This window comes from Tenacibaculum xiamenense, from assembly GCF_964513065.1.
GTDB lineage: Bacteria > Bacteroidota > Bacteroidia > Flavobacteriales > Flavobacteriaceae > Polaribacter > Polaribacter xiamenense.
On record NZ_CAZEQU010000016.1, the window covers coordinates 197,477 to 211,013 of the forward strand.

At 32.8% G+C, this 13,537-nt stretch carries 8 protein-coding genes; all 8 read left to right on the forward strand.

Annotation, left to right across the window (positions count from 1 at the left end):
- Positions 1-84 precede the first annotated feature (84 nt).
- The 8 genes from ACKTTV_RS07595 (at position 85) to ACKTTV_RS07630 (ending at position 13,537) form a co-directional block, all read left to right on the forward strand.
- Positions 85-1,098 (forward strand): XdhC family protein, encoded by a 1,014-nt coding sequence (locus tag ACKTTV_RS07595; protein WP_408030227.1) that lies wholly within the window; start codon positions 85-87, stop codon positions 1,096-1,098.
- 2 nt (positions 1,099-1,100) lie between these two features.
- Positions 1,101-1,676, forward strand: a complete 576-nt coding sequence (locus ACKTTV_RS07600) for a nucleotidyltransferase family protein (protein WP_408030228.1) — start codon at positions 1,101-1,103, stop codon at positions 1,674-1,676.
- 225 nt (positions 1,677-1,901) lie between these two features.
- Positions 1,902-4,247: a TolC family protein gene (locus tag ACKTTV_RS07605; RefSeq protein ID WP_408030229.1), complete on the forward strand. Its 2,346-nt coding sequence runs from the start codon at positions 1,902-1,904 to the stop codon at positions 4,245-4,247.
- A 22-nt stretch (positions 4,248-4,269) separates the two neighbouring features.
- Positions 4,270-5,355 (forward strand): efflux RND transporter periplasmic adaptor subunit, encoded by a 1,086-nt coding sequence (locus ACKTTV_RS07610; RefSeq protein WP_408030230.1) that lies wholly within the window; start codon positions 4,270-4,272, stop codon positions 5,353-5,355.
- Between the two features lie 19 nt (positions 5,356-5,374).
- Entirely contained in the window at positions 5,375-8,485 is a 3,111-nt protein-coding gene (locus ACKTTV_RS07615) for an efflux RND transporter permease subunit (protein ID WP_408030231.1), read from the forward strand.
- The gene (locus ACKTTV_RS07620) at positions 8,478-9,170 is read left to right on the forward strand and encodes a DUF4377 domain-containing protein (RefSeq protein WP_408030232.1); all 693 of its coding nucleotides are present in this window, start codon (positions 8,478-8,480) and stop codon (positions 9,168-9,170) included. Before ACKTTV_RS07615 ends, ACKTTV_RS07620 begins: the two co-directional genes overlap by 8 nt.
- A gap of 7 nt (positions 9,171-9,177) precedes the next feature.
- The gene (locus ACKTTV_RS07625; RefSeq protein ID WP_408030233.1) at positions 9,178-9,870 is read left to right on the forward strand and encodes an ion channel; all 693 of its coding nucleotides are present in this window, start codon (positions 9,178-9,180) and stop codon (positions 9,868-9,870) included.
- A gap of 4 nt (positions 9,871-9,874) precedes the next feature.
- Positions 9,875-13,537 carry a ShlB/FhaC/HecB family hemolysin secretion/activation protein gene (locus ACKTTV_RS07630; protein WP_408030234.1) on the forward strand — a complete coding sequence of 1,221 codons (3,663 nt, stop codon included), beginning with the start codon at positions 9,875-9,877 and terminating at the stop codon, positions 13,535-13,537.

Here is a 13,537-nt window from a genome sequence, read left to right on the forward strand (position 1 = left end):
ATACTGTTAAAGATTACTCCTAATTTATCTACGCAATAGAAATATCGTTATTTTTAGAAAAGAACTAACTTTTTAACCATTCATATGACTCACGAACTCAAAGATATAATACAACAAGCATTACTAAATCAGCAACAAGGAATCGCTAATGTATTGGCCACCGTTGTACATTTAGATGGCTCATCTTATCGAAAACCTGGAGTTCGTATGTTATTGGCATCAAACGGCGTCATTACAGGTGCCGTGAGTGGCGGATGTGTTGAAAAAGAAGTTCAAAGACGCGCTCAATCTGTTTTTGACTCTAATCAACCTAAAGTAATTGCTTACGACGGAAGGTATCGCTTAGGATGTGAAGGTATTTTATACATTCTGTTGGAGCCATTTTATGTTTCAAATAAATTTGCTGCTGAATTCGTGAATACCATTAATAACAGAAATCACCTTTCAATTGAATCTTATTATAGTTTAGGAGATGAAACAGAAGGTTCTTTTGGATCAATTATTAAGTTAGGTAAGCAAAACTTTTCTTTTGCCAAGCATAAAGAAATTGATATTTCATTACCAGATGTATTCAAGCAAAATTTATCTCCACTTTTTAGACTATTAATTATTGGTGGGGAGCACGATGCCGTAAAACTTTGTAGCCAAGGAACATTACTTGGTTGGCAAGTTGATATAGTTACCTCGATAAAAGATCCGAAACAGTTAAAAGATTTTCCTGGAGCTAACTCAGTAATTGCTCAAACTCCTGAACTTATTGAATTAAAACATATTAATCAACATACAGCAATTGTTATTATGAATCATAATTTCACTTATGATTTAAGATATCTTGTTCGCTTACAAGAAACGAATCCAGCATACATTGGTGTGTTAGGTGCAGCAAAGAGGAGAGAAAAGTTATTCAATGAACTTTTTGAAGTTACACCTGATGTATCCGACGAATTTTTAGATAAAATTCATACTCCCGCAGGGTTAAATATTGGAGCTATTACTCCTGAGGAAATAGCTTTGTCAATCGTTGCAGAAATTTTATCCGTAACAAGAAACAAAGAAGTATTTTCTTTAAAGAAAATTATTGGTAATATTCATTCATAAATATGAAAACCGCTATTATCATACTTGCCGCAGGAATGTCTTCCCGAATGGGAACGGCTAAACAACTGCTTCCTTACAAGCATACAACATTGTTAGGATGGACAGTAGAGCAAGCTATGAATATTACAAATACAGAAGTAATATGCGTTACCGGAGCCAATCGACAACAAGTGGAAGATAGTATTTTCGAGCATAAGTTAAACTTTGTTTACAACGCTCAATATCAAGAAGGTTTAAGTAGTAGTATTTCGGCTGGAATTAATTATATAATATCGAAAGATTTCGATAATGCACTAATAATACTTGCAGACCAACCGTTTGTTCTTAAAAATTATTTAAAAAACATTATTTCCAAATCAGAAAGTAATCCAAATAAAATAATAGCTTCTAACTATGGCAAACGAATAGGGGTTCCTGCACTTTTCCCAAGAAAATACTATCAGTACTTGACAACTATGTCTGGTGATAAAGGAGCTAAAGAGTTATTGAATAAGCTCTCGGATAATATATTCAAAATGTCAGAAGTTAACTTGGTCGATATCGATACTCAAGAGGAATATGAACAATATGCACAATAGCTAGTAAAACTTTACTGGTGTAAATATTGAATTGAATCAAACAAATTTTATTAATTAATACAATAGAAAAACCCAACATACACCCTAAATATTCAACATGTTTCAAAGAATAATATTACACAAAATGTAACAATATTGAACATTTTTTTGTTCTATTGTTTTTTTTTACATTTGATATACTCCCCCAATATTCAGAAGTCCTTTTCTAACAAAAAACATTAATAAATGAGAAAACTACCCACACTTTTACTAGTGTTGTGGCTCTCTATTTCGTATGCTCAAACGAAAAAAAGCTACAATATTGGTATCCTAATGGACAATTACACTGAAGAGGTTACTCCCCTACTCAAACAATTAAAAAAACAGATTGTTACTATTGTTGGAGAAGACGCAAATATCCTTTTTAAAGACACAAACTTTTTAGTTAACAACTACAATTTAGAAGCTGCGAAAAACAATTATCAAAATTTGGTAAACGAGCCATCAGTAAATATGATTCTAGCTTTTGGTATTGTTAATAGTAAAATTATTGAAGAACAGAAATCATATGAAAAACCAACTATTTTATTTGGAGCTATTAATCGAGATTTTAATACTATTGATTTTTCCAAAGTGACTTCTGGCACCAAGAATTTCACCTATTTAATTAACTCACAATCATACTTGACCGACTTAAAAAGCTTACAAGAGCTTACTAACTTCAAAAAAGTAGGGATTATCATTGAAAAACAAGTTGTAGAAATGCTTTCTTTTAAAGAGATTCTTGACAAGGAAATGCAGTTACTTAACACGAGTTACAAACTTATTTCTTATAGAAACAGCAGCGATATTATTTCAAATTTGAACGATATTGATGCCGTTTATATAGCTGGTGGTTTCTTTATGTCTGATAATGAAGTTAAAGAGTTGTCAAATATTTTAATTGAAAAGAAACTTCCTTCATTCACTATTAATAGCATTAAAGATGTTCGAAATGGAATTATGGCGACCAACCAATCTGAAAATAATTCTGATCAATTTATTCGTCGTGTTGCCTTAACTGTTGAAAATTACATTAACGGAACGCCTCTTTCTGAAATGCCTGTTTATATAGAATCAAGTCCACGTTTAACTATAAACTACAATACCGCAACTGCAATAGGAGTACCTATAAAATACAGTTTGATAAATACTACTGACTTTGTTGGGGAAATGAAAAATGTTCTGGCTGAAAAACAATACAATTTATTGGATGTTATGAGTCAAGTAACTGGTAAAAACTTAAGTTTATTAGCCAATAAAAAGAACATAGAACTGAGTCAACAAAATGTAAAATCGGCAAAAAGTAATTACTTGCCTAGTCTTACATCTTCAGCTACCGGAACCTATATTGATCCTAAATTGGCGCAGGTTAGTAATGGGCAAAATCCAGAATTTTCTGTTTCAGGAAATCTCACCTTACAACAAACTGTGTTCTCTCCAGCCGCAAATGCCAATATTACCATTCAAAAAAACTTAGAAAAAGCTCAGGTAGAATCTTATAATTCTGAAGAACTTAACACTATTTTAAATGCTTCACAAACCTATTTCAATACCCTTATACTAAAAGCTAACGCTCAAATAAGGCAAAGAAACTTAGACTTCACCAAACGAAATCTCCAAATTGCTCAAGAAAATTTTGAAATAGGGCAATCGGGAAAATCTGATGTATTACGATTTCGAAGTGAGTTAGCTCAAAACACTCAAGTTATGGTAGAAGCTATTAATCAATTAGAGCAAGGATTTATTGCTTTAAACCAAGTGTTAAACAATCCAATAGAAATGCGTATTGATGTGGATGACGCATATTTAGATAGAGGTATATATAAAGATTACAATTATCAACAACTAACCGAGTTACTGGATAATCCCACCACACGAGAGCCCTTTATTGCTTTCTTAATTGAAGAAGCCAAAAAGAATGCTCCTGAGTTAAAATCACTCGGTTATAACTTAAACGCCACGAAACGTTCGATTAAATTAAGTGGAAGCAATCGATTTTTACCTACTGTTGCACTTCAAGGGCAATACAATCATACTTTTAATCGAAGTGGCGAAGGTAGTACACCTCCTCCAGGATTCAACTTAGTTGATAGCAATTATAATGTTGGTTTGAATGTTTCCTTACCCATTTTTAATAGAAACACTAACAATATTGATAAGCAAACTGCTATTATTCAGAAAGAGCAAATTGAGTATAACCAACAAAATAGTGAACTCGCTATTTCGGTGAATGTTCGAAGTGGTGTTCTTAATTTGATTAATCAAATATCAAACATAGGCTTATCAAAAGTATCTGAGGAAACAGCTAAAGAATCTTTAGAGCTTATTCAGTCCTCGTATCAAGAAGGAGCTGTTAATTTTGTGCAGTTGATTGACGCGCAAAACAACTATTTAAACGCTCAATTGGCAAAAGCAAATGCCGTTTACAACTTTTTAAGCAATGCCATTCAGCTTGAGCGCAGTATTGGATACTTCTTTTTATTACACTCAAAAGCAGAAAACGATCAATTTACACAACGCTTTCAAGGGTATTTATTATCAAAAAATTAACTAGCTTTTAAAACATTTACCAATGAAATATTTAATTCAACTATTTACATATTCTTTCCTTTTAATCATATGTATTTCTTGTGGAAAAGAAGCACAACAAGAAAAAAAATTAATTCGTCCAGTGCTATATAAGTCTGTAGGTTATTTTGGAGGAGACAAAACACAATCATTTAGTGGAACTTCACGTACTGATAAGATTATTAAACTGAGTTTTAGAAGCTCTGGAATTATCACAAAATTCAACATTAAAATTGGTCAAAAAGTTAGAAAAGGACAACAACTTGCTACATTAGATAATGTTCAAGCTAGACTGAATTATCAAAGCGCTCTATCTTCACTTAACAGTGCAGAATCTTCTATGAACACGGCAAAGTTGAGTTTAGACAGAACTAAAACCCTATTCGAAAAAGGGAGTGTTGCGTTAAGCAATTATGAATCAGCAAAGAACCAATACACCTCAGCAAAAAACTCATATAATTCTGCTAAACAAAGTGTAGAACTACAAAAAGAACAAATTAAGTTCGGGTATTTAATTGCACCAGAAAATGGAATTATTGCTTCGGTTAATGCTGAAATTGATGAAAATGTTAGTCCTGGTCAAACTATTGCAACGTTAAACGCCGGTACTGATATGGAAATTTCTTTAGGATTACCTGAAAGTGTTATTAATCAAGTAAAAGAAAACATGGAGGTAGATATCTCTTTTTCTTCTTTAGAAGGTAAAAACTTTAAAGGTAAAGTTACTGAGGTTTCTCCTGCTGTTGATGCAAATACAGCTACATACCCTGTTAGAATCGCTTTATTGAATGCTACAAACGAAATTAAAAGTGGAATGGCTGCCAATGTTACTTTTCATTTTGGAAATGGATCAAAAGACGAAGTTAAAGAATTAGTAGTTCCAGCAAATGCAGTAGGTGAAGACAGCAAAGGAAACTTTGTATTTCTAATCAACGAAGGAGACAAAAATACTGTTACCAAACAACAAGTTACCATTGGTGAATTAACCTCAGAAGGTTTTATTATAAAATCTGGACTCAATGCTGGCCAAAAGATTGCGACCGCAGGATTACAAACACTATTAGAGGGGCAAGAAATAAAACTTCAATAAACTAAAACGAACCAATCAAATGAATTTAGCAAAATTTTCAATAGATAAAAACAGGATTACATTCACTGTTTTAGCTACTATTATTTTAATGGGAGTTGTGATGTATTCAGGGCTCTCTAGAGATAGTATGCCTCCTTACACGGTTCGTGTTGCTACAGTTGTTTCTATATTTCCAGGAGCCAGTCCAGAAAGAGTTGAACAACTTGTAAGTGATAAAATAGAAAAAATAGCACAGGAATTACCAGAATTAAAAGATGTTACAAGTACTTCAAGAACTGGACTATCAGTAGTTTCAGTGTTTTTAAAAGATGAAGTAAAACAAAAAGACATGCAATCTGTATGGGATCGTTTGCGTAGAAAGTTAAATGCCATGCAAGGATTACCACAAGGAGTCGTTCCAAATTTAAATGACGACGGAATTGGTGATGTTTATGGTATTGTTGTAGGATTAACTTCTGATGGGTTTTCATATGCTCAAGTAAAAGACTATGCCGACGACATTAAAGACGATCTTATAAAACTACCAGATGCTGCTAAAGTTACCCTGGGTGGCGTTCAGGATGAAAGAGTTTTTATTGAGTTTGATAATACTCGCTTAAAAGAATACGGACTTTCTTCTTCTAAACTACAACAATTTATCTCTTCAACTAATATTCTAAGTTCTGGAGGTCAAGTAAATGTGGGTAATGAACGAATTATTCTAGAACCTACAGGTAATTTCAATTCTGTAAATGACATAAAAGAATTACTAATTCCCGTTGGAAATGGTAGCCAATTAGTCAAATTAGGACTTATTACCGATGTAAAAAAAGGATATATAGATCCTTCAACCCAAATTGTAAATGTTAATGGTAAAACAGCTATTTCTCTACATGTTAACTTAAAAAAAGGAGCGAATGTTATCAAATTAGGAGAAGCCGTAAACTCAGTTGTAAATGAATGGGAAGCAAAGCTTCCTGTGGGGCTTGAGCTAACAAGAGTTTCTTCTTTAGACACCTATATTGATGTAAAGATTGATGACTTTATTTCTAATCTTCTCCAATCAATTGGTATTGTATTAGCCGTTATGCTAATATTTCTAGGTATAAGAACAGGTTTTGTTATTGCGAGTTTAATTCCTATTGTAACTATTATGACTTTAATGATTATGGGAGTTATTAATATGGGGCTAAACCAAGTTACTCTTGCAGCTCTTATCATGGCTTTAGGAATGCTTGTAGATAATGCGATTGTGGTTGCTGAAACCATTATGGTAAAAATGGAACAAGGAACAAGTAAATATGATTCCGCTGTTGAAGCTTTTTCTGAATTATGGATGCCTCTATTAATTTCCACTTTAACTACTTCGGCCGCCTTCTTAGCCTTTTACATGTCTCCAACAACCATGGGGGATATTGTTGGTCCAATATTCGTTGTCATCACCATAGCATTGCTCTCTTCATGGATTATTGCTTTAACAGTGATAACTATGTTCTGCTTTTTATTTTTCAAAGTAGATACCAACGAAGAGAAAAAAGTAAGCTTCATTGACAAAACAATTAACACTCTTAAAGTCTATTATAAAGATCTAATCTTATTTGCGCTATCTAATAAATGGAAAGTAATCATCACTATTTTTATCGCTTTCTTTTTGTCACTTTATGGTTTCACTAAAGTAGAATTCGTATTCTTTCCTGATAGTGATAGGAATATGATTACTATAGATGTTAACTTACCTTTAGGAACCAAAATTGAAAGGACTTCAGAAATTGTAAGTCAAATAGAAGAGTTTATGTTAGACTCTTTGAAAACTTCTAAAGAAAATGAAAAGGGAATTGTAGATTGGTCTTCCTACATTGGGCAAGGACCTGAATCATATGATCTTGGTTATACCCAAGACGAAGCTAACTCTAGTTATGCTCATATTTTAGTAAACACTTCTTCTTTTGAGGAAAACAAAAGTATGATTACAAAACTGGATGCCTATTGTTTTCAAAACTTCCCAAATGCAGATATTAAAGTTGGTGCTCTTGGTGCAGGTGGTGGAGGTGATCCTATAGAAATAAAAATATCTGGAGAAAATCCAGACCAACTCGCCGATATTGCCCAAGCAGTTAGAGCAAAACTTTTCTCAGTAGCTGGAACAAAAAATATTAAAGATGATTGGGGACCAAAAAGTAAAAAATTCTTGATAGAGATAGATCAAAACCGCGCTCAAAAAGCCGGTATCTCTAGTCAAGACATTGCAGTTTCTCTTCAAACAGTGCTTGATGGTTTTAACACAGGAGAATATAGAGAGGATAATAAATCTATTCCTATTTTACTTCGTAGTAATAACAGTCAACAACAAACATTAGCATCATTGGAAACATTGCATGTTTTTGCTCAAGGAAGTGGAAAAAGTATTCCCTTATTACAAGTTGCGGATATTGTTCCTCAATGGCAATTCTCTAAAATAAAGCGTCTTAATTTAAGAAGAACTGTAAACATTTCTTCAAAATTGAGAGAAGGAGCAAATGCGAGTGCCATCATGTCTGTTGTTACTCCTTGGCTAGAAGAAGTTAGTCAAAATTGGCCGCAAGGATACACTTATGAATTAGGAGGTGATGCCGAACAATCTGCTGAAAGCATGGGATCTGTAATCAAATACTTACCGTTATCCGGATTCATAATTTTACTACTACTTATTATTCAATTTAATTCATTTAGAAAAATGGGAATGGTAGTACTAACAATTCCTCTTGGAATTATTGGTGTGGTGGTTGGCTTATTAACCTTTGGAGAACCCTTTGGTTTCATGCCTTTCTTAGGTGTTATTTCTTTGGCTGGAATTGTAATCAATAACGCCATTGTACTAATTGACAGAATGGAAATTGAACAAAACTCAGGTAAAACTGATCAAGATTCTGTGATTGCTGCATGTTTACAAAGATTCAGGCCTATTCTACTAGCTACCTTTACCACCGTTTTAGGGCTAATACCATTATACCTTTCTGGAGGTGAAATGTGGGAAGGAATGGCTGTTAGTATTATGGTTGGACTCCTTTTTGGTACAGTTATTACCTTACTATTTATTCCATCTTTATACAGTATTTTATTTAAGGTGAACTATAAAAATTATACTTTTAACAAAAACCTTTTAGATGAATAATATGAACAAAATAATTTCTTTAATTATTGGAGCATTAATGCTAACAGCTTGTGCTGTAAACAAAACAAATTCTCATCAAGTCATATGGGTAAATAGCAGCAAAGTTCCTTGTACAGGTGTAGCTCCAATGCAATGCATGCAAATTCATACAGGAAATGAATTAAATAAAGATAATTGGACTCTTTTTTACGATGAAATTGAAGGTTTCAACTATGTTCCTGGAAACATTTATAAATTAAAAGTATCAGTTACCTCTTTAGATCCGAGCTCGGTTCCAGCTGATGCTTCAACTAAAAAATATAAATTAATTGAAGTGATTTCGAAAACACCAGATACAAAGTTAAACCTAAATGATATTTGGGTTCTAACACATTTAAATGGAACTCCTATTTCAATCAAAAGTGAAAATGAAAGACCTCAAATGGAAATTAATCTTTCTGAAAACAGAGTATTTGGAAAAGGTGCCTGTAATAGATTTAATGGAAGTATTAAAAAACTTTCAGGAAACACTTTAAATTTCGACGAAAGAATGATGAGTACTAAAATGATGTGTCAAAATATGAAACTTGAAGACTCTTTTTTTAGAGCTCTCGCTGAGACAAATTCATATCAAATAAAAAACAACAATTTGCACTTTTTTAATGGTGATAAAAAAGAAATTGTTCGATTAAAAAAAGTCGATTAACAACTATATGATCAAAGCTTACAAACACTTATACAAACAACGATTTGAACTCTACTTATCTATTCAGATAATAGTATTATTTGGATCATTAGTATTTCCAAAGGCTATTTTCGAGAATATTTTTCTTCCAATATTATACTCTTTAAATACGCTTACAGGAATTCTAATGATTTCCAAAAACAAAAAATCACTTTGGTTTTGTACTGGATTATTCTTTGTGTCCTTGCTAATGTTTGGAGGTGATATGTTTATAAGAAAAGCCCAAACTGATGAGTATTTATTAGTAAGATTATTCGTTTACTTTATCATTAATATCATTGTTACTTGGAACATCATCAAACAAGTTTGGAAAGAGAAAAAAGTAGATAGAAAAGTTATTCTAGGACTAATATCAGGTTATATTTCTCTTGGCTTCTTAGGATTCTTTTTATTTATTTCAATTGACCTAACCCACTCCCATGCTTTTACTGGTGTATTGGTTGATCAATCTACTGATTTTAGATTTCATGCAGAGAGTTTATTGTATTATTCTTTTATAACTTTGCTCACTATTGGTTATGGTGAAATTATACCTGCAATTCCTATCGCCCAAAAAGCAGCTATTTTATTAGGACTCATAGGACAGTTTTATATAACCATAGTTACAGCAATTATAGTTACCAAATACATTAATCACTCTATAATTAATAGTGAAAAATAACAAAATGAGAAAAAATTACTTATACATACTACTGTTTTTATTTATAGCATCATGTGCTTCTTACAAAGCCAAATATGCAGACAATAAAGACGCGAAGCCTGTTAAAGTTAACAAAGAGCTTGACCATTCGTTTTATCTTATTGGAGATGCTGGTAATGCGGAAATGGGTAAAAACTTAACCTCTTTGAATTATTTTCAAAAAGAGTTACTTAATGCCGATAAGAAATCAACTGCAATCTTCTTAGGAGATAATATATATCCTATTGGAATGCCTAAAAAAGACAGCCCTGAACGACCTTTAGCTGAACATCGCTTGCAAATTCAATTAGATGCTGTTAAAGACTTTAAAGGGGCTCCTATTTTTATTCCTGGTAACCATGACTGGTACAACAATGGTGTTAAAGGATTGAAGCGACAAGAGAAGATGGTGGAAAAAGCTCTAGGAAAAAACAGCTTTCTCCCAGAAAACGGATGTGGATTGGACAAAATAAACATTAATGACAATCTAACACTAATCATCATTGATTCTAAATGGTTCTTAACCGATTGGAATAATCATCCAACAATAAATGAAAATTGTGAAATAAGAACCCGTGAGCGATTCATCGATGAGTTATGGGGATTATTTAAAAAGAATCGTTACAAAAATGTTGTGGTGGCAATGCACCATCCTTTATATAGTAATGGTCCTCATGGTGGTAGCTTTTCTTTTAAAGATCACATGACTCCAATTCCAGTATTAGGAACATTTAAAAATGCTTTACGTTCTCATGTGGGTATTCAAACAGATAATTTTAATAAAAGTTATCATGAGTTTGTTCAAGACATTGAACTTATTGCTGATGATTTCAAAAACAACATTGTTTTTGTTGGAGGGCATGAGCATAATTTACAGTATATCGAAAATGACGGGTTTAAGCAAGTTATTAGTGGTTCTGGTTCGAAGCAATCTCCAGCTTTAGCGGGTTATGGAGCACAATTTACTTATGGAAATCATGGATATGCAAAACTGAACTTCTTTAAAGATGGCTCAGCTGCAATTGAATACTATGCTGCCAATGATAAAGATCAAAACAAACTTTTGTTTAGCAAAGAAATTATTAGTCCAAAAACCCCATCTTCCGAGCTTGCTTTCGATTTTTCAGAATACAACGAACACAAAGAGTTTGTAACCGCTTCAATTTATGCTCCAGAAAAAACGGACGTTAGTGGATTTCATAAATTCATGTGGGGAGATTTACATAGAGAAAAGTATGGTAAAGAAATTCAAGTACCAGTTCTCGACCTCAACAAAACATTTGGTGGTTTAAAACCTATACGTCGAGGAGGAGGAAATCAAACCAACTCTTTGCGTCTTGAAAATCCAGATGGAAAACAGTATGTTTTACGTTCTATGTTGAAAGATGGAAGTCGTATTATGGGAGGCGTTTTAAAAGGTACTTTCCTTATTGATGTAGTTCAAGATATTTTCACAATGTCACATCCTTACGCTGCTTTTATCATTCCTGATATGGCTAAAAGTGTAAATATTTACTATACCAATCCGAAGCTTTATTATATGCCTAAACAACCTGTTTTAGGAGATTATAACGATATTTTCGGAGGTGGATTGTATTTATTAGAAGAACGCCCTGCTGGAAATCGCGATGATGTTGATAGTTTTGGTAATTCTGAAAAGATTATTAGCACTTTCGATGTATTGGAAAAAATTAGAAAAAATGGAAAACATTATATTGATCAAGAATGGGCGATACGTTCACGTCTATTCGATATGGTTATTGGAGATTGGGATAGGCATGAGGATCAATGGCGTTGGGCTTCTTTCAAAACCGAAACTGGTAAAACATATTATAGACCAATTCCTAGAGATAGAGATCAACCGCTTTCTAAGTTTGATGGAGTTATGATTCCTTTGGTAAAACAATTTGTTCCTTTAGTTAAAAACATGCAAAGTTTTGACTATGATATTAAAGATATGAAATGGTATAATAATTACCCTCGTTTCTTTGATGCTGAATTTTTAAATCAGTTAACTCTTAACGATTGGTTAGCTCAAGCAGATTACATTCAAAAACACTTAACAGATGAAGTTATTGAAGCCTCAATAAAGCAATTACCAAAGAAAGTTTACGATATTGATGGAAAGGAAACTATTGCTAAGATTAAATCTCGTAGAGACAAACTTAAAGAAATAGCGAAAAGATACTATAAGAGACAAGCAAAAACAGTATATATTGTAGGTACTGATAAAAAAGATGTTTTCGTTATTGATAGATTAAATGATAACGAAACATTAATCACTGTAACTCGAAAAAAAGATACTATTTATAAACGTACTTTTTCCACTAAGGAAACTAAAGAAATCCAGTTGTATGGTTTAAATGGTGATGATACATTTAACATAAAAGGAAAAGTAAAAAATGGAATTCTTATTCGTTTAATTGGAGGGCAAGATAATGACACCTACACTGATGAATCTTCAGTTGCTGGATGGAGTAAGAAAACCAAAATTTACGATTATAAGTCTAAAAAGAATACGGTTAATAAAAGTAAAGAAACTGCCGATTTACGTTCTGATAATTACTTCAGAAACACTTATAATCATAGAGATATTAACAACAATACAACATTGGTTTTCCCTAATCTTGGTAGCAACCCTGACGATGGATTTTTCTTTGGAGCAACTTTAACTTATACTCGACAAGGTTTTAAGAAAACACCTTTTTCTAGCCAACACACTTTATCTGCAAATTATTACTCGGCTATTCAAGGATATGATTTTGAATACAATGGTGAGTTCAATGAAGTTGTAGGAAACTGGAATTTAGTTTTGAATGCCAGAGCTACTAGTGATAATTATGCTATCAACTTTTTTGGTTGGGGAAATCAAACTGTTTTCGACCAAAACTTCAATTTAGATTATTATCGTGTTAAACGAAGTGAATTGTACTTTTCTCCTTCTCTCTTAAGACGTTTTAGAGGAGGGAATACACTTCGACTAAGCTCTTCTATTGAAGGTGTTGAAGTACAAAATACACCAAATAGAAATATTACAGGATTCAATCAGAGTGCCATTAATATTTTTGATACGAATTACTTTGTTGGTGGAGAAATTGGTGTTGGGCATAATCGTGTTGATGATATTAGTTTCCCTACAAAAGGTATGAACTTTGATATGGCTATTGGAGCAAAGTCGAAAATTGATGATTTTGACAGACGCTTTGGTTACTTCAAAAGCTCATTAGCTGTTTACCAAAACTTAGTGAGTAACCGATCTCTCGTATTTGCTTCGGAAATAGGAACTCAAATTAATATTGGCAATCGCTTTGAATTCTATCAAGCTGCAACTTTAGGCGGCGATAAAAGCTTAAGAGGTTTTAATCGTCAACGATTTACAGGTAAAGAAAGCTTTTATCATAGTAATGATTTACGTTTGCGATTTGGAGAGATAAAATCAACATTTCTACCACTAAAAACAGGTATAACCGCTGGATTTGATTATGGAAGGGTTTGGAGTCCACTTGAGTCAAAAAACACAGTTTGGCACACAAGCTACGGAGGTTCATTTTGGATAAGTGCTATTGATGCTTTTACACTAAACTTCTCATATTTCCAAGGAAACTCTAATGAAGATAGGGTTTCTTTTAGTGTCGGATTCAACTTTTAA